Annotated in this window: 21 protein-coding genes; 11 read left to right on the top strand and 10 right to left on the bottom strand. The window is 66.9% G+C overall.

Features of this window, described 5'->3' with window-relative positions:
- The first annotated feature begins 73 nt into the window (after positions 1-73).
- Together infB and rbfA are read left to right on the top strand one after the other, a co-directional pair.
- Positions 74-2,986 (top strand): translation initiation factor IF-2, encoded by a 2,913-nt coding sequence (gene infB, locus AC50YC_RS11630; protein ID WP_494953670.1) that lies wholly within the window; start codon positions 74-76, stop codon positions 2,984-2,986.
- Between the two features lie 296 nt (positions 2,987-3,282).
- Positions 3,283-3,792, top strand: a complete 510-nt coding sequence (gene rbfA / locus AC50YC_RS11625; protein ID WP_354173789.1) for a 30S ribosome-binding factor RbfA — start codon at positions 3,283-3,285, stop codon at positions 3,790-3,792.
- An 83-nt stretch (positions 3,793-3,875) separates the two neighbouring features.
- Here the strand turns inward: rbfA and AC50YC_RS11620 are convergent, their stop codons facing one another.
- A complete protein-coding gene (locus tag AC50YC_RS11620; protein ID WP_494953669.1) occupies positions 3,876-5,027 on the bottom strand; it encodes a ScyD/ScyE family protein in 1,152 nt (383 codons plus the stop codon).
- Positions 5,028-5,215: 188 nt separating this feature from the next.
- Between AC50YC_RS11620 and AC50YC_RS11615 the strand changes: the two genes are divergently transcribed.
- From AC50YC_RS11615 to AC50YC_RS11605, 3 genes are all read left to right on the top strand, one after another.
- Entirely contained in the window at positions 5,216-5,701 is a 486-nt protein-coding gene (locus tag AC50YC_RS11615; protein WP_494953668.1) for a nucleoside deaminase, read from the top strand.
- Positions 5,702-5,806: 105 nt separating this feature from the next.
- A complete protein-coding gene (trxA, locus tag AC50YC_RS11610; protein ID WP_494953667.1) occupies positions 5,807-6,244 on the top strand; it encodes a thioredoxin in 438 nt (145 codons plus the stop codon).
- 28 nt (positions 6,245-6,272) lie between these two features.
- On the top strand, positions 6,273-6,620 hold the full coding sequence (locus AC50YC_RS11605; RefSeq protein ID WP_494953666.1) for a CU044_2847 family protein: 348 nt from the start codon (positions 6,273-6,275) through the stop codon (positions 6,618-6,620).
- Positions 6,621-6,665: 45 nt separating this feature from the next.
- Here AC50YC_RS11605 and AC50YC_RS11600 read toward each other — a convergent pair whose 3' ends face one another.
- Both AC50YC_RS11600 and AC50YC_RS11595 read right to left on the bottom strand, forming a co-directional pair.
- A complete protein-coding gene (locus tag AC50YC_RS11600) occupies positions 6,666-6,875 on the bottom strand; it encodes a hypothetical protein (RefSeq protein WP_354173784.1) in 210 nt (69 codons plus the stop codon).
- A gap of 138 nt (positions 6,876-7,013) precedes the next feature.
- On the bottom strand, positions 7,014-8,180 hold the full coding sequence (locus AC50YC_RS11595) for a pyridoxal phosphate-dependent aminotransferase (RefSeq protein WP_494953665.1): 1,167 nt from the start codon (positions 8,178-8,180) through the stop codon (positions 7,014-7,016).
- A gap of 37 nt (positions 8,181-8,217) precedes the next feature.
- Here AC50YC_RS11595 and truB point away from each other — a divergent pair, with 37 nt between their 5' ends.
- The 3 genes from truB to AC50YC_RS11580 are packed head-to-tail and all read left to right on the top strand — an operon-like array spanning position 8,218 to position 10,032.
- Complete coding sequence (truB, locus tag AC50YC_RS11590) at positions 8,218-9,171, top strand: tRNA pseudouridine(55) synthase TruB (RefSeq protein ID WP_494953664.1); 954 nt, start codon at positions 8,218-8,220, stop codon at positions 9,169-9,171.
- The gene (locus AC50YC_RS11585) at positions 9,171-9,524 is read left to right on the top strand and encodes a hypothetical protein (protein WP_494953663.1); all 354 of its coding nucleotides are present in this window, start codon (positions 9,171-9,173) and stop codon (positions 9,522-9,524) included. The genes truB and AC50YC_RS11585 overlap by 1 nt, the downstream gene beginning before the upstream one ends.
- Position 9,525: 1 nt before the next feature.
- Positions 9,526-10,032 (top strand): hypothetical protein, encoded by a 507-nt coding sequence (locus AC50YC_RS11580; protein WP_494953662.1) that lies wholly within the window; start codon positions 9,526-9,528, stop codon positions 10,030-10,032.
- Between the two features lie 5 nt (positions 10,033-10,037).
- On the opposite strand, the gene AC50YC_RS11575 is transcribed toward AC50YC_RS11580, so the two are convergent.
- From AC50YC_RS11575 to AC50YC_RS11550, 6 genes are all read right to left on the bottom strand, one after another.
- Positions 10,038-10,463, bottom strand: coding sequence for a VOC family protein (locus AC50YC_RS11575; RefSeq protein WP_494953661.1), 426 nt, complete (start codon positions 10,461-10,463; stop codon positions 10,038-10,040).
- Between the two features lie 76 nt (positions 10,464-10,539).
- A complete protein-coding gene (locus tag AC50YC_RS11570; protein ID WP_494953660.1) occupies positions 10,540-11,130 on the bottom strand; it encodes an NUDIX domain-containing protein in 591 nt (196 codons plus the stop codon).
- Between the two features lie 154 nt (positions 11,131-11,284).
- Entirely contained in the window at positions 11,285-11,518 is a 234-nt protein-coding gene (locus AC50YC_RS11565) for a hypothetical protein (protein ID WP_494953659.1), read from the bottom strand.
- A gap of 113 nt (positions 11,519-11,631) precedes the next feature.
- Positions 11,632-11,835: a hypothetical protein gene (locus AC50YC_RS11560; protein ID WP_494953658.1), complete on the bottom strand. Its 204-nt coding sequence runs from the start codon at positions 11,833-11,835 to the stop codon at positions 11,632-11,634.
- A 3-nt stretch (positions 11,836-11,838) separates the two neighbouring features.
- Positions 11,839-12,063 carry a hypothetical protein gene (locus AC50YC_RS11555; protein WP_494953657.1) on the bottom strand — a complete coding sequence of 75 codons (225 nt, stop codon included), beginning with the start codon at positions 12,061-12,063 and terminating at the stop codon, positions 11,839-11,841.
- A 348-nt stretch (positions 12,064-12,411) separates the two neighbouring features.
- The gene (locus AC50YC_RS11550) at positions 12,412-12,654 is read right to left on the bottom strand and encodes a GNAT family N-acetyltransferase (protein ID WP_494953656.1); all 243 of its coding nucleotides are present in this window, start codon (positions 12,652-12,654) and stop codon (positions 12,412-12,414) included.
- A 140-nt stretch (positions 12,655-12,794) separates the two neighbouring features.
- On the opposite strand from AC50YC_RS11550, the gene AC50YC_RS11545 reads away from it, so the two are divergent.
- Both AC50YC_RS11545 and AC50YC_RS11540 read left to right on the top strand, forming a co-directional pair.
- Positions 12,795-13,445 carry a P-loop NTPase family protein gene (locus AC50YC_RS11545; protein WP_494953655.1) on the top strand — a complete coding sequence of 217 codons (651 nt, stop codon included), beginning with the start codon at positions 12,795-12,797 and terminating at the stop codon, positions 13,443-13,445.
- Positions 13,446-13,479: 34 nt separating this feature from the next.
- A complete protein-coding gene (locus tag AC50YC_RS11540) occupies positions 13,480-13,944 on the top strand; it encodes a hypothetical protein (RefSeq protein ID WP_494953654.1) in 465 nt (154 codons plus the stop codon).
- A gap of 83 nt (positions 13,945-14,027) precedes the next feature.
- On the opposite strand, the gene AC50YC_RS11535 is transcribed toward AC50YC_RS11540, so the two are convergent.
- The gene (locus AC50YC_RS11535; RefSeq protein WP_494953653.1) at positions 14,028-14,804 is read right to left on the bottom strand and encodes a DUF937 domain-containing protein; all 777 of its coding nucleotides are present in this window, start codon (positions 14,802-14,804) and stop codon (positions 14,028-14,030) included.
- A 235-nt stretch (positions 14,805-15,039) separates the two neighbouring features.
- Between AC50YC_RS11535 and AC50YC_RS11530 the strand changes: the two genes are divergently transcribed.
- On the top strand, positions 15,040-16,035 hold the full coding sequence (locus AC50YC_RS11530; RefSeq protein ID WP_494953652.1) for a bifunctional riboflavin kinase/FAD synthetase: 996 nt from the start codon (positions 15,040-15,042) through the stop codon (positions 16,033-16,035).
- Positions 16,036-16,060: the final 25 nt, after the last annotated feature.

Below are 16,060 nucleotides of genomic sequence, written 5' to 3'. Positions count from 1 at the left end.
ACTCGCGGCGGAGGTCCGCAGTAAGAAGTAGACGGTTCGTGCCTGGCTCGGTGCGGACCGAGACAGGAGAAATGTGGCCAAGGTCCGCGTACATGAGCTTGCTAAAGAGCTCGGTATCACTTCCAAAGATGCAGTAACCAAACTGCAGGAACTGGGCGAATTCGTTCGCTCTGCCTCTTCCACCATTGAGGCCCCCGTTGTGAGGAAACTCCGCAACGCGTTCCCCGACGCAGCAGCAGCTTCGAAGTCCGAAGCGCCTGCGTCCGCCCCCAAGGCACCCGCCAGCCCCTCGGCAAACCGTCCGGCGCCCGCGCAGGCTCCGGCTGCTCCCACAGCGCCGGCGGCTGCAGTAACCAAGACTGAAGCTCCGGCTCCGGCACCAGCTGCTCCGGCACCCGTTGCCGCTGCGGCAGCACCGACGGCGGCTCCGGCCGCCCCGGCAGCTCCCGCGTCCCAGGCTCCGGCTGCGCCCTCCACGGGCGCCAAGCCCGGCGCACGCCCGGCACCCAAGGCTGAAGCCCCGGCTGCTCCGGCACGCCAGGGTGGCTCGGCACCCCGCCCGGGCGGTCCCCGTCCCGGCAACAACCCGTTCGCGACGTCCCAGGGCATGCCCCGGGGCCGCGGCGGCGACAACGAACGTCCCTCGCGTCCGGGTAATAACCCGTTCGCTCCTTCCCAGGGCATGCCGCGTCCGGGCGGAAGCCGCACCGAGGGCGAACGCCCCGGCGGTCCCCGTCCCGCAGCAGGCGCTGGTGGTCCCCGTCCGGGTGCTCCCCGCACCGGCGGCGCTCCGGGTGCACGTCCGGGCGCACCGCGTCCGGCCGGCGCAGCTGGCGCTGGCCGTCCGGCAGGGGCCGGCGGAAACCGTCCGACTCCCGGCATGATGCCGAACCGCACCGAACGTCCCGCACCTGCTGGTGCAGGCCGTCCCGGCGGCGGAGCCCGTGGCCCGGGCCGTCCGGGTGGCGCTCCAGGTACCGGTGCCCCCGGCGCCGGTGGCGGCGCTCCGGCCGGCGGTGGCTTCGGCAAGGGTGGCCGCGGTCGCGGTGGCACCCAGGGTGCTTTCGGTAAAGGCGGCGCAGGCCGTGGCAAGCAGCGCAAGTCGAAGCGTGCCAAGCGCCAGGAACTCGAGCAGATGAGTGCTCCGTCGCTGGGTGGCGTCAGTGTGCCCCGCGGCGACGGCAACACCGTAGTCCGGCTTCGCCGTGGCTCGTCCATCACGGACTTCGCCGACAAGATCGAGGCGAACCCCGCCGCACTGGTGACCGTCCTCTTCCACCTCGGCGAAATGGCTACTGCCACGCAGTCGCTGGATGAAGAGACCTTCGCCCTGCTGGGCGAGGAGCTTGGCTACAAGCTCCAGGTCGTGTCCCCGGAGGATGAGGAGCGCGAGCTGCTCTCCGGCTTCGACATCGACTTCGACGCCGAGCTGGAAGCCGAAGGCGATGAGGAACTCGAGGCACGTCCTCCGGTTGTCACCGTCATGGGTCACGTTGACCACGGTAAGACCCGCCTGCTCGATGCCATCCGCAAGTCGGACGTTATGGCGGGCGAGCACGGCGGCATCACGCAGCACATCGGTGCTTACCAGGTCACGCACGCTCACGAAGGTATCGATCGCAAGATCACCTTCATCGATACTCCGGGCCACGAGGCGTTCACCGCCATGCGTGCCCGTGGTGCGAAGGTCACCGACATCGCCATCCTGGTGGTCGCAGCGGACGACGGCGTGATGCCGCAGACCGTTGAAGCCCTCAACCACGCCCAGGCGGCCAACGTGCCGATCGTCGTGGCCGTGAACAAGATCGACAAGGAAGGCGCCAACCCGGAAAAGGTCCGCGGCCAGCTGACCGAGTACGGACTGGTTCCGGAAGAGTACGGTGGCGACACCATGTTCGTGGAGGTCTCTGCACGCCAGAACCTCAACATCGACGAGCTGCTCGAGGCCGTTCTGCTCACCGCAGACGCAGCCCTGGACATGCGCGCCAACCCGAACAAGGATGCCCGCGGTATCGCGATTGAAGCCAACCTGGACAAGGGCCGCGGTGCAGTTGCCACCGTCCTGGTTCAGTCCGGCACCCTGCACGTCGGCGACACCATCGTGGCAGGCACGGCCCACGGCCGCGTCCGTGCGATGTTCGACGACGACGGCAGCGCCCTGACCGAGGCCGGCCCGTCCCGCCCCGTGCAGGTCCTGGGTCTGTCCAACGTCCCGCGCGCCGGTGACACCTTCTTCGTGACCGCTGACGAGCGCACCGCCCGCCAGATCGCCGAGAAGCGTGAAGCTGCGGACCGTAACGCCGCCCTGGCCAAGCGCCGCAAGCGCATCAGCCTGGAAGACTTCGACCAGGCCGTCGCCGATGGCAAGATCGACACCCTCAACCTCATCCTCAAGGGTGACGTGTCCGGTGCCGTGGAAGCCCTCGAAGACGCGCTGCTCAAGATCGACGTCGGCGAGGGTGTCCAGCTCCGCGTTATCCACCGCGGTGTCGGTGCGATCACGCAGAACGACGTCAACCTGGCTACGGTCGACAGCGCCGTCATCATCGGCTTCAACGTCAAGCCCGCCGAGCGTGTTGCCGAACTGGCAGACCGCGAAGGCGTGGACATGCGCTTCTACTCCGTCATCTACGCAGCAATTGATGACATTGAGGCAGCCCTCAAGGGCATGCTCAAGCCGGAGTACGAAGAGGTCCAGCTTGGCACCGCCGAGGTCCGCGAAGTGTTCCGTTCCTCCAAGTTCGGCAACATTGCAGGCTCGATCGTCCGCTCGGGTGTTATCCGACGCAACGCGAAGGCCCGTGTCAGCCGCGACGGCAAGGTCATCGGTGACAACCTCACCGTTGAGACGCTCAAGCGCTTCAAGGACGACGCCACCGAGGTCCGCACGGACTTCGAGTGTGGTATCGGTCTTGGCTCGTTCAACGACATCAACGAAGGTGACACCATCGAGACCTTCGAGATGCGCGAAAAGCCGCGCGTCTAAGTCGGTTTAGCAATACGGGTGCGGGGCCGTTGGAATTTTTCCGGCGGCCCCGCCCCTACGCTGGGCGGCAGTGGATCTGCGATCCATTGCCGCCCAGCTCCGGCAGCGGTGTCAGCCTTCCCAATGCTCGCAAGCTCGCATCGGGGCCCTCGGCTGCCACCTTGGATGCCATCCAGGCCGCCGGAAAGAATCCAACGGGTCCGTCGTAGACTCGCCTTAGGCGCGTGGCAACTAACCAAACGTGTGTACGTGAGCCGTTAACGCGCCGTCGTACATCCAAATTTTTAGGAGTGGAAATGGCTGATCCCGCACGGGCTGCCAAGTTGGCGCAGCGGATTAAGGTTGTTGTTGCTGAGGCCCTGGGCCGGAGGGTCAAGGATCCTCGGCTCGAGGGCGTCACTGTTACCGATGCGCGTGTGACCAATGATCTGCAGCACGCCACGGTCTACTACACCGTGTTCGGTGACCAGCTGGTCCAAGCCGAGGCCGCCAAGGGGCTTGAGAAAGCCAAGGGCGTGCTGCGGCAGGAAGTCGGGCGGAACATCACCGTCCGGCTGACTCCGACCCTGGAGTTCGTGGCGGACCAGATCCCGGTCAACGCCTCCAACCTGGAGGAACTGCTCCGGGCCGCGAAGAAGCGCGACGCCGAGGTCGCCGCACTCGCTGCCAGCGCTAAGCACGCCGGCGACGCGGACCCCTACAAGAGCGATACTCCGCAGGACGTGGAGCTCGACGAGGACGACTTCGACGAAGAGGACCTGGACCTCATCGACGAAGGCGACGTCGACGAGGACAGCAACAAGTAGTTCGGTAACAGCGAAGCACTATACGGAATGGCCGGCCCCGGCAGGGGACCGGCCATTTTTGTCTGGCAGCAGTGCTGTCGCTGTCAGGACTTGCTGGCCCCGTCATGGTCGCCGTCCCGCAGATTCAGGTACATCACCTGGCCGTCGGGCGGACCCTCCGGCCCGGGCAGGGCGTTGACCGTGGCATAAAGGGTGTCTCCGCGGAGGTCCACGTCGGCTACGAATCCGGCCGCGAGCACTACCGTCTGGTCGCCCGAGTCCGGGTCGATCTTGAGCACGCCTTCGCCGAACAGCGAGGCAACATAAAGCCCGCCGTGGTCGTCCAGGGCGAGTCCCGTGGGTGTAATGATGTCGTCCGCCACGAGCTCCACCTCGTCGTCGGCCGGATCCACCTTGAAGATCGCCCCGCGGGCGCCCAGGGCCGGATCTTCCGGTCCGCCGGGGAGCGACGTGACGTACAGCCGGCCATCCGGCCCGACGGCGACATCGGTCGGAACCGCCTCGAAGTCATAGGTCGTTCCCACAACACAGTCGGGAAGCCCGTTCGAGGCCGCGGCTTCGGGGGTGATCTTGTAGGGCCGGGCCGGCAGCACAGCGACGGTCTCGGTCTCGCCGCTCCGGGTATCAACGGACACCACACTGTTCGCCCCTGCATCGGCGACGTAGATGGTCCCGCCGGTAACGGCGATGCCGTACGGATGCGAATCGACTTCGCCCGTGTAGCTGGCAGGCATGTTGGCCGGCAGCTCGGCGGCGCAGCCCTCCGGCAGGTCACGGAAGCCGTACCGGGTAGCGCCGTCGGAGTTCTCCTCCGTTTCCAGGGCGGCGAAATCGCCCAGCGTCCGCTGGCTCCCGTCCTCGTCGATGATGCGGACGTGGCCGGCCAGCTCAGCCGGGTGGGGTCCGGCGCCCTGGCTTTCCAGGAAATACGTCGTCCCATCCCGCTGGGCGTTGCCCGCAACGCTCCAGTCAGGGGTTTCGTAGAGGACGGCCTGGGTCCCCTCGGAGTCGACCCGGGTCAGCCGTCCGGCAAAGGATTCGCTGACCGTGACGGAGCCGTGTCGCCCGGCGCTGACATGCAACGGACCCACCAGCCGGCCGGTGAGCAGAACCGGTGACGCGTCTCCGGCGTTCCCTCCGGAGGGGTCGCCGGGGGCTGCGCCGGCGGCTGTCCCGGTCGAGAGGAACACGGCGGCGGTGGCGGCCGTGGCGAGCAGTGACAATTTCTTTCTCATGGTTGGCTCCCGGGGCGAATGATGAGGTATCCACATCGTTTGAGACCCTTGAGACCGGTGCAGTGGCGGCCGGAGTATGCACGGCGGCCCCCATAGCGGATATTAAGCCTTCGGAGACACAAAGTCGATGCCCGCGCGGCAACCGTGGCTCTTCCACGGCGCACGGCGTTGCTGGCTATGATCGGACCATGGTCACGGCACCCTCAGCTTCGGACATCAACCGCTTCCTGGATCAGGCCATCCGGCTCGCCGCTGCCAATGTGGACGCCGGCGGCGGACCGTTCGGGGCGCTGGTCGTGACTCCCGACGGGCGGACCCACGAGGGCGTCAACCAGGTCACGCGGGACAACGATCCCACTGCCCACGCCGAAGTGGTGGCCATCCGCACGGCCGCGGCCGCTTCCGCCACCTTCGATCTCAGCGGTGCCGTGCTCTATGCCAGCTGCGAACCGTGCCCGCTGTGCCTCGCAGCAGCCCTCTGGGCCCGCATCGACCTGGTCTATTTCGCCGCGGACCGTCACGCGGCCGCCGCCGCCGGCTTCGACGATGCGCTGTTCTATGAATACTTCGACGGCACCCGGCCGGAGCTGATGCCAGTCCGGCAAACGGCCGTCCCGGCGTCGGAGGTTCCCTTCCAGGCCTGGCGCGACAACCCGGACCGCATTGAATACTGAAAGCGGTGGCCACGGCCTGGCCGGGGGACTTTGGACTCTATGCCCGCTCCGCGCGGGGGCGTCCCATGGAACCATGACTGCGGGGACTCGGGAAGGCGGCGGTCCGTGGGCTCGAGCCTGATCACATGCCCCCAGTGCGGGAAGACCAACAGGATTCCGACGGCGGCTGCGGGCCATCCGCGCTGCGGCAACTGCCGCACGGACCTGCCCTGGATTGTCGACGCCGGCGACGCCGACTTCGCCGAGATCGCCGAACAGTCCTCAACGCCCGCCCTGATCGACTTCTGGGCGGCCTGGTGCGGCCCCTGCCGCATGGTCAGTCCCGTGCTGGACAAGCTGGCCCAGGAGCGGGCCGGCCGGGTCAAACTCGTCAAGGTCGACGTTGACAAGTCACCGGCTCTCTCACGGCGCTTCGACATCCAGGCCATTCCGACCATGCTGCTGATCAGGGACGGCAAAGTGGTCGCCCGGCAGGCGGGCGCCCCGCCGGCGGCGGCCCTGCGCCAATGGCTGGACGGCGCCCTCGCGGCGGGCAAACCGTGACCGTCGCACGGGCGAGATGGAGGAAGCAATGACCGAGATACTGCGCTACGAAGTGGGTTCCGGGACGGTGCTGGTCGAGGCCGCCGATAACAGCTTCGGCGTCGAACGCCCCTCCCGGAACGAGCAGGGGATCACCGACGTCGGGCGGCGGCTGGAGGACGCCCTCGCCGCCATCCGCCCGGCGGCCAACGCGGCGGCGGAAGTCCTGAAGGAAGTCGGCGCGGAACACCTCGAGCTCCAATTCGGCGTGAAGCTGGCCGGTGGGGCGGGGGCGATCATCGCGCAGAACTGCTCCGGGGCTCACTTCATCGTCAGGCTGTCCTTCTCCCACATGCCTCCGGCGCAGATGTCGCCGGAGGAAGAGATCATGCTGTGAGGCGGTCCCGCCCAGGGGAGTGAGCGGTGCCGAGGGGCCGCGCCGTCAGCGGCGCCTGCTCCGCGCGCCCCGGGCGCCCAAGCCTCCCAGGAAGGGCGAGCCGACCCCCAGCAGGAAGCCGAAGTCGTACCAGTTTCCGGCGCGGGCCGTGTTGTAAAACGGGAACTCACTCCACTGTCCGAAGACGTGGACGATCAACACAATCCACGCCGTGAGCCCGTTCCAGATGCCCCATAACAAGTCCTGCCACCACATAAGAACCTCCCTGACGAACCCCGACACGCCAGCCCCGGAACGGTACGCCCCGCGACGCACGCGATGACTGCGTGCTGGGCTCAGGTTAGGCGCTGCGGTGCCGTGGCGGTAGGGGACAGAGACCCAGTGGCCGGGCTGTCAGCCTTCAGCTGTGGGCCGGGCCGGGAGCCGTCCGAGGCCTTCGACCAGATCAGCCTGGCTGCTGCAGAGCGCAATCCGGATCCAGCCCTCACCGATCGAGCCGAACGCGGTGCCGGGGGCAAAGGACACCCCGGAATCGGCCAGGAAGCGGCGGACCCAGGACCGCACGTCCCCGCCGCTGACGTGGGACACATCCGCCCAGAGGTAGAAGGCCCCCTGCGCGGTGAGGAACGGGATCCCTTTGGACGCCAGCACGGCCGAGGCGGCGTCGCGGTTGGCCCGGTAGTGCGCGTGGGCGTGGCTGACATAGTCCTGCGGGCCCGTCAGCGCAGCCAGGGCCGCGTACTGCGAGGGCGAGGCGACACAGGAGACGATCGACTCCATCACGTTGTTCATCTTCTGTTCCAGGCCGGGCGGGCAGATCAGTGCGCCGATCCGCAGCCCGGTCAGGCCGTAGGTCTTGGACAGCGTGAGCGAGGTGAAGACACGGGCCTCGCCCGGGACGTCGGTGTCGAATCGGGCAGGGCTCACATGCGGGACGTCATACGTGAACGCCTCATAGCATTCGTCGGAAATGATCCACAGATCGTGCCGGACGGCCATCGCCACGAGGCTGCGGGTGAGCTCCTCGCCCAGGACGGCGCCCAGCGGATTGGACGGCGAATTGAGGATCAGCACCTTGGTCCGCGGTGTGATGAGCTCCTCGATGTCCGCGATCCGGGGCTGGAAGTCATGCTCGGGATACAGCGGGTACTGCACCGGGACAGCGTGCAGCAGGCTGCTGGTCATGGCGAAGGTCGGGTAGCCCGGATTGGGGATCAGGATTTCATCACCGGGGGAGAGCAGCAGGCTCATCGCGAAGTGCAGGCCCTGCTGGGCGCCGTCGACGACATAGACGCGGTCCGCCCCGACCGGCGTCGCATTGTGTTCCCGGAACCTGGCCGCGAACGCCTCGCGCAGGGCCGGAATGCCGGCGTTCGGGGTGTAGTTCGTTTCGTCGCGGTCCAGGCACGCCATCCCGGCTTCGAGGATATGGCGGGGGACGGCGAACCCCGGTTCGCCGATGCTCAACACGATCGCGCCGGGGGTTACCCAGGCGGCTTCAGTGATTTCGCGGATCTGGTTGATGGGGACGTCGCGGACGTGGGCGGCAAGCTCGGGCATGTCTGCCATCCTAGCGGGCGCAGATATACTGGGGAGCGTGCTTTCTGGACTGGTAATAGTGGACAAGCCGCAAGGCTGGACCAGCCACGATGTGGTTGGACGGATGCGGCGGCTCGCCGGTACCCGAAAGGTGGGCCACGCCGGAACCCTGGATCCGATGGCCACGGGCGTTTTGGTGGTCGGCATCAACAAGGCCACCCGGCTGCTCACCTACATTGTGGGCACCTCCAAGACGTATACGGCCACCATCCGGCTCGGCGAATCAACCGTGACGGACGACGCCGAGGGCGAGGTCACTGCGACGCACAGCGCCGCCGCGGTCACCGAGGAAGCCGTCCGGGCCGGCGTCGCCGCCCTGACCGGTGAGATCCAGCAGGTTCCCAGCAGCGTCAGCGCCATCAAGGTCAACGGGGAGCGGGCCTACGCCCGGGTCCGCTCCGGCGAAGAGGTCAAGCTGGCCGCGCGTCCGGTCACCATCCACCGCTTCGAGGTCCACGGGCTCCGGCCGGTGCGCGACGGCGACGCGCTGGACGTGGACGTGACCGTGGAATGCTCCTCCGGGACCTACATCCGGGCCCTTGCCCGCGACCTGGGCGAGGCGCTCGGCGTCGGCGGTCACCTGACGGCGCTGCGCCGCACTCAGGTGGGCCCCTACACGCTGGACCAAGCCCACACCCTGGAACAGCTCGCCGAAGAGCTGGACGTGCTGGAAATGTCCCAGGCCGCCCGGGCACTCATGCCCAACCGTGAACTCAGCGACGAGGAAACCACCGAGATTTCCTTCGGCCGCAGGATCGCTGCGGGGTCGTCCGCCGGCACAGCGGGTGCAGCCACGCCGGAGAATCCGGCCGCCGGCTTCGCCCCGGACGGGACCCTCGTGGCCCTGCTCGCTGACAAGGGGAGCTACGCGAAACCAGTGCTGGTGTTCGCGCCGGACAATGAGAAACATGCGCCCAAGCAGCCGACGGCGGAACAGCAGGCCGGACAGTAGTGGACGCGTATTTCTACATCACCCTTGTCGTCGGCCTGGTCTCCACCGTCATCTGCCTGGTCGCCGGCATCCTCAAGAAGGCCCCGAACGACACGACGATCCTTTCGGTGGCCGCCGTCGAACTGTCCCTGCTGGTCTATCTGGTCGGTTCGATCGTCCGGGTCGCGGGCGGGGAACAGATCGCCGGGGAGCCGTGGGAGTTCTGGGGTTACCTGCTGACGGCCCTCCTGCTGCCGGTGGGCGCGGTGTACTGGGCCATCCTGGAACGCACCCGCTGGAGCAACTTCGTGCTGGCCGCCGTCGGCGTCACCGCCCTGGTGATGGCGGCACGAATGAATCAGATTTGGTACTGACGTGGAAGAGGCAGACAACGTGACCGCGAAACCTTCGCACGAGGACATCGGAACGACACCGGCACCTGCCGGCCCGGCGACGGCCACGGCGGCGGCCCCGTCGGCGAAAGACACGCGTAACACCGGCCCCGGCCGGCTGCTGATCGCCGTCTACGCCGTGTTCGCGATTTCCGCAACGGCCCGGGCAGGATTCCAGATCCTTACCAAGTTCTCCGAAGCTCCCCTGGCGTATCTGCTCTCGGCATTCGCCGCCGTCGTCTACCTGGTGGCGACGGTGTCGCTCGCGAAATCCGGCCGAACCTGGTTCAAGGTCTCCGTTGCGGCGGTCCTCGTGGAACTGGTGGGTGTGCTGGTGGTCGGCGCGCTGAGCATGTTCGACTCGGTCAACTTCCCGCATGAGACCGTCTGGTCCCTGTTTGGCCGCGGTTATGCGTTTATTCCGCTGCTGCTGCCGATCCTGGGCCTCATCTGGCTGTACCGCCGTCGTCCCGCGCCGATGCAGGCCTGAGGCTCCTAGTCCGCGGGCTGGTCCAGCTCCTGGAACAGGGTGAGTTGGAGCCCGGCCGGGCCGTTCAGCCGGGAGTTCACGGACCGCCACGGTGTTTGCCGTGGTTCCGCGATGAGGGTGCCGCCGGCCTTCACGAGGTCCCGCGTGGCCGTTTCCGCGTCGTTAACCTCGAAGGCGACCCGGATCCTGGCGCTCGGCTGACCGTCGGCTTCCACCTGATCGATGTACCGGACCTGCGCCGGGTTGGAGAGCTCCAGGGTGGCGCGGCCAGCTTCCAGGATCGTGATGCGTGCTTCGCCCTCGCTCGGGACGACCTCACGTTCCACGAGGCCCAGGACGTCGCGGTAGAAGGTCAGGGCGGCGTCGTAGTCCTCCGCCTCGACGACGAGACGCAGCTGCCGGACAGGAGGTGGGGTGTGATTTTCGCTCATACCCGAACCCTAGGACGGACCGTTCCAATGCGGAATGCCCGCCGTCCCCAGCTTCCGCGTCCGCCGCGTCGTGGGCTCAGTCCGTCCCGGCGTCGAGCCCCAAAAGTCTGCTGCGAAGGCCCGGCCAGGCGGCTCCGAAGCCGGGATGCAATTCCTTGTCGCCGACACGCTCGACCGGCACCCACTGCAGTTCCAGGCTTTCCGGGTCGCTGATCTCCGGTTCGAACGCGTCCACAACCTCGACGGCGACCGTGGTGTAGGTCCAGTAGCCGACGTCCAAGACTGAGGTGAACAGCACACGGACGTTCTCCGGCGGGACAGCAGCTTCTTCCTTGGCCTCGCGCAGAGCGCCGTGGACTGCTTCTTCGCCCTGGTGCAGGGCTCCGCCGGGGAGTCCCCAGGTGCCGCCCTGATCGCTCCACAAGGCGCGGTGCTGGAGCAGGATGCCCTTGGCGGGGTCGTGGACGAGGAGACCCGCCGAGCCAAAGCGCCCCCAGAATCGTCCGCGGTCACCTTCCACCCAGGCGTCACCGGGATCACGGGGTCCGTGGGGGCGGCGCAGCTCGATGGGAAGCTCGTGGGTTTCTGCGGCGGGGGGCTGTTCTTCGTTGGGCCGTGCGTTGTGGGGGAGGGCCGGGCTGGAGGTCGGGGCAACGGGGCTGTCCATGCCCCCAGTTTCCCACGGCACTGCCCGTGCCGCCCTTAGTGTGACTCCGCGGGGCCAGCCGTGGCCCTAAGCCCCAACTGTCGAGGCGGCACGGCTGCACCGTGGAAATCGTGACTCGACGAATCCTTCCGATCCATGTTGGAAGTCAGCTGGATCAGGCTTTTCGGGTTGCGTTGCAACGGGCTGCATGGACAGTCACTCCGACACTTACAACCAGGCTAAGGAACAGCGCCAGGAAGCCGACAGCGGTGGCGACAAAGTAGCTTGCCGGATCAGGCACCGTATCGACCACCGGCTCCATATAGAACCAAATGGTGGCACCAGAACTCACACCAAGAATTGCGATCAAGCCAGTCAAGAGCCACGCGGCTACAGCAAGAATGACCATTTTTATATCTCCCCCAACTTTGGACGGGCTGCAACCCGTCCCCAACAGAGCACCCTTTCACCCTTTTGGACACATCCCCCAACCCTCAACGCCAAGCCGATGGAAACCACTGGCTAGACGTAGCGCATACTGGCCAGCATTGCTTTGAGCTGGCTGTATTGCTGGGTTTTCATCCATGCTTTTGCACTCTCCAGGGAGTTGAAGGCAGGGCTGCCAAGTTCAACAGATGCTTCGGATGCACCATTTCCTACAATTCGGACATAGCTACCGGAAGTACCTTCGCCGTTAGTGACATGCGCTGCGCCCATGTTGCCCATGCGCTAGAAGACTGAGTGGTCAACAGGATGCTCATACTCAATGAATGCAAAAACTGTCCCTCCGTCCCTGGCCGGGAAGTTCGGGACCGGCTGAGTATCCAGAACTGTCAGTAATGATGGTCCTGCTGCACCGCCGCCGTATCCAGCGCTTGAGATGACTGAAACCTTGTTGCCTTTTTCATCGTAAATGTGGGCTTCTACTGACTTTGCCTTGTCTGTTTCATTCACGTAGTCAAGGTACGGACCTTGCTGGGTTTTGATGGTCCAGTTACCAGGGTGTTCAAAGAAAATATGACCGTCGGGGAAAGTGAATGTTGCCAGTTTCGGTGCGCCTGGCTCAGGGGCAGGAGCCACCGGAACCACAGGAGCCACCGTTGGCTCTACCGCTGCCGAAAGGCTGGGTGTCGGCGTTGTGGTGACGGTTGGGGTTGCGGTGGGCGTCGCAGTAACAGTCTCAGTCGCAGTGACCGAGGTGAAGGGAGATGCTGACGGGGCTGCTTCTTGATTGGCAGGCGCACAGACAGAAAAAGTGGCTGAGGGTTCTGCCTTGGATGAGTGAGGCCTTGAGCTTTGCGGCTAGCGGAACTGTGCAAACACGCGCACCGGTTCGGGTCGGAAATCCGAACCCTCGGTGAAGCCGAGGGCCTCGTAGAAGGCACGCTGCCCGGGTTCGTTGTCGGTGATCAATACGAACTGCCGGACGTGCTGGTACCGCGTCTGCACAGCTTCCAGCAGCCCGCGCCCGGCACCTGATTTCTGGAACGCCGGGTCCACGAGAATGTCCTGCAGGAAACAGATGGTCGCGTCATCGGAGATCAAGGACGATGAACTTCGACATCGGATCAGTGTCGCACACCGGCACACCGGCACACCCCGCGGCCCGGGCGTGAGGTGCTAGCGTAGCGCCGACGCTCAACAGGGGCCGAACATGGACGGAGCCGTATCAAGGGGGAGTATCCATGAACGCAACAGACTCGGCCGGCGTGTACCGGAAGCCATTCATGATCCCGGGGCCGGGTGGGGGCCCTGCATCGCCGAAACTAAGTCCGTCTGCGCCCGCCCGGGTCCTCTTCTACGGGGTGACCGGCAGCGGCAAGTCCTCTGCCGCCCGGGCCTACGCCCAGGCCACCGGGTTGCCAGAGTTCTCGGCGGACCATGACATTGGCTGGCTGCCCGGGTGGCAGCAGCGTACGGTCGAGGAGCAGCGGGACCTCGCGGCCGCGATTGCAGCCCAGGACCGCTGGGTGCTGGATAGTGCCTACGGGGTGTGGCGGGACGTTGTATTGCCTCGGGCGGAGCTCGTCGTAGGCCTGGACTATCCGCGCTGGCTCTCGCTGGCCCGGCTGGTGCGCCGCTCCTTGCGGCGGGCTTTGACCCGGGAACCTGTCTGTAACGGGAACCGTGAGACCTTTGCCAGGCTCTTCGCCCACGACTCGATCATCCGGTGGCATTTCCGGTCGTTCACACGGAAACGGCAGGTGATGCGCAGCCTCCACTCGGATCCTGCGATGCCGCCCGCGGTCCTGTTCCAGCATCCCCGCCAGCTCGACGCCTGGCTCGCGGAGCTCTCCGCCACGGGCGCCGGGTCCGGGCGGGCCGAAAGCCTCTGACCGGACGGCGACGGACCGCGGCTACGCTGGAGGCATGGCTGGACTCAAGGCCCCACGGGAGTTGCAGGCGGCCGAGCGTGCGTCCCTGCTGAGGGCTGTGAAAGCATTCCACACCTTTGCCTGGTTCACGATCGAGGCCTGCATGGTCTACGTCCTGTACGCCGGTATCCGCGGCCGCACCGACCGGCGGGTGGGCCTTGCCGCCGGTGTCGTCACCGCCGAGACCCTGGTCTTTGCCGCCAACGGCTTTCACTGCCCGCTCACCGCCGTGGCCAAGGACCTGGGCGACGAGACGGGCTCTGTCACCGACATCTATCTGCCACGGTGGTTCGCAAGGAACCTCCCGGGGATCCACGTCCCCTTGATCCTGGCCGCCGTGCTGCTGCACTGGCGGAACTACCGTGCCGCCGTCGGATGGCCACGGTTTGCTGGGGGAGCCCCGCGGTGTCGCCGCCGGCGGGCGTGGCGTTCCACCAGCCCCCGGAGCCGGCGCCAGTGAACAGCCGACGCCGGCCCGGCAACCACCGACAACCGCCACCCGGAGCCGCGCCCAAGCGGGCGCGACCCGGCCTGGCCTGTGGCCTACTTCTTCCCGAACAGCCCGCCCAGGATTCCGCCGAGCCCGCCGTCCTCGTTTTTCTTCTCCACCGGCTGGCTCTCCGGAAGGTCGACGTCGATCACCTCACCGGGGCGCGGGGCGCCGCCGCTGGGCTGGCCCTGCGGGTAGGCCTGCGGCTCCGACGAAGAGTCCCGCCCGGCATCAGGCACGGCTGCCGGGGACGACGGCTGGCCGCCGCCGAGCAGCCCGCCCAGCAGATCACCGAGTCCGCCCGTCCCGCCGGCGCCACCGGCGGCAGCGCCACCAGCGCCGCCGAGAATTCCGCCCAGAATTCCACCGAGGTCAATGCCACCCGCGCCGCCGGCTCCGCCGGCTCCGGAGGACTGACCGCGGCCCCCGAGGACCTTGTTGGCAAGGTAGGACATCACGATCGGGGCCAGGATCGGCAGCAGCTTCTTGATCAGGTCCCCACCCACGCCGCCGAGTTGTGACGTGCCGGCCAGCTGGCTGGCGACCTGGTCCTGCTGCCCGCCGAAGACGTGGCTCACGATCTTTTCGCCGTCCGCGGTGTCGACCTGCGAGACATCCACCCCGCCCTCCAGCAGCCCGTCCTGGTGCTGGCCGAGCGCTGACTCCAGCGAGGCTGCGCCGTCGGAGGCTTGCGCATTGTTCTGCATGCCGGCCAGCAGCGTGGGCACGGCGGCCTCCACTGCGGCCTGGGCAGTCTGCCGGTCCGTGCCGAGGAGGCCGGCAATCTGGTCTACCGGGATCTGCCGCAGGATGTCGTGGAGCTCGGTCATGGGGTACTCCTTCAGCCGCAGGTCAGTGCGGGCCTCGCTGGAAACGGCGCCGCGCAGGCGCCGCCGGACTGTTTGCCCTTGCATCGTAGTCCGGGCGTCGTGAACGCGAAAGGACGCCGCCCGGGGCGGGGCAGCGCCGTCGGAGCCTGGCCGCGTTTGCGGGTAATCTAAAAGGGTTCCGGAGCAGGCAGGATTCTCCGGAGGCACACATGGCAGGCAGCAAAAGGCGAGGTTGATGGTCCACATCTGGAACGATCCGTCCGAAGTCCCGGCGGACTTCGGTCCTTCCGTCGTTACCTTCGGCAACTTCGACGGTGTGCACCGCGGCCACCAGCAGGTGCTCTCGCAGCTCATCCGCATCGCCCGCCTGAACCACGCCCGGGCCGTCGCCATCACCTTCGACCCGCATCCGGCGCAGGTCCACCGGCCCGAATCCGCCCCGGAACTGATCATGGGCCTGGAGGACAAGCTGGTCGCGCTCGGCGAACTGGGCCTCGACGCGGTGCTCGTCATGAAGTACTCGCTCGAACTTGCCAGCCTCACGCCCGAAGAATTCGTCGCCAACGTCCTCGTCGGCAGCCTCAAAGCCAGCCACGTCGTGATCGGCCACGACGCCCGGTTCGGCCGGGGTAACTCCGGCGACCTGGACACCATGCAGGAACTCGGCAGGAAGCTCGGGTTCGAGGTTCTGGTCATCAGCGAGTTCGGCTCCGAAGGTTTCCCGCTGCACGGCGATTTGCACGACGACGGCGGCAAGGACCGCCGCTGTTCCTCCACCTGGGTGCGCGAGGCACTGCGCGAGGGCGACGTCGCCACTGCCGCCGCCGTCCTGGGCCGGTCGCACCGGATGCGTGGCGAGGTGGTCCATGGCGCAGCGCGTGGCCGCGACCTCGGCTTCCCGACCGCCAACCTCGCCTCCGACGCCAGCGGCTACATCCCGGCGGACGGCATCTACGCCGGCTGGCTCGTGGACCAGGCCGGTGCGCGCTGGCCGGCGGCCATCTCGGTGGGCTCCAACCCCACCTTCGACGGCGTCAGCCGGCAGGTGGAGGCGCACGTGATCGACCGCCCGGAAGAGGCTGTCGAGGACTTCGATCTGTACGGCCAGACAGTAGTGGTGGAATTCGTCGCCCGGCTGCGGGGGATGGTGGCGTACCGTGGCCCTGAAGCGTTGGTGGACCAGATGCGCCTGGACGTGGTCCAGGCGCACAACATTCTGTTCGCGCGCTGAACCGCTAGGGCGGTTGCGCCGGCGG

It is taken from the genome of Pseudarthrobacter sp. MDT1-56 (genome assembly GCF_059383555.1).
Note: the sequence above shows the minus strand (reverse complement) of the source record. Positions and strands in the feature narration are given on the sequence as shown.

Coding starts and splice junctions, on each gene's coding strand:
- AC50YC_RS11545 (WP_494953655.1), top strand. CDS start 12,795: ATGAACGCAACAGACTCGGCCGGCGTGTACCGGAAGCCATTCATGATC.
- AC50YC_RS11535 (WP_494953653.1), bottom strand. CDS start 14,804: ATGACCGAGCTCCACGACATCCTGCGGCAGATCCCGGTAGACCAGATT.
- AC50YC_RS11620 (WP_494953669.1), bottom strand. CDS start 5,027: ATGAGAAAGAAATTGTCACTGCTCGCCACGGCCGCCACCGCCGCCGTG.
- AC50YC_RS11605 (WP_494953666.1), top strand. CDS start 6,273: ATGACCGAGATACTGCGCTACGAAGTGGGTTCCGGGACGGTGCTGGTC.
- AC50YC_RS11570 (WP_494953660.1), bottom strand. CDS start 11,130: ATGGACAGCCCCGTTGCCCCGACCTCCAGCCCGGCCCTCCCCCACAAC.
- AC50YC_RS11615 (WP_494953668.1), top strand. CDS start 5,216: ATGGTCACGGCACCCTCAGCTTCGGACATCAACCGCTTCCTGGATCAG.
- AC50YC_RS11595 (WP_494953665.1), bottom strand. CDS start 8,180: ATGCCCGAGCTTGCCGCCCACGTCCGCGACGTCCCCATCAACCAGATC.
- AC50YC_RS11540 (WP_494953654.1), top strand. CDS start 13,480: ATGGCTGGACTCAAGGCCCCACGGGAGTTGCAGGCGGCCGAGCGTGCG.
- AC50YC_RS11530 (WP_494953652.1), top strand. CDS start 15,040: ATGGTCCACATCTGGAACGATCCGTCCGAAGTCCCGGCGGACTTCGGT.
- AC50YC_RS11560 (WP_494953658.1), bottom strand. CDS start 11,835: ATGGGCAACATGGGCGCAGCGCATGTCACTAACGGCGAAGGTACTTCC.
- AC50YC_RS11565 (WP_494953659.1), bottom strand. CDS start 11,518: ATGGTCATTCTTGCTGTAGCCGCGTGGCTCTTGACTGGCTTGATCGCA.
- AC50YC_RS11600 (WP_354173784.1), bottom strand. CDS start 6,875: ATGTGGTGGCAGGACTTGTTATGGGGCATCTGGAACGGGCTCACGGCG.
- rbfA (WP_354173789.1), top strand. CDS start 3,283: ATGGCTGATCCCGCACGGGCTGCCAAGTTGGCGCAGCGGATTAAGGTT.
- AC50YC_RS11575 (WP_494953661.1), bottom strand. CDS start 10,463: ATGAGCGAAAATCACACCCCACCTCCTGTCCGGCAGCTGCGTCTCGTC.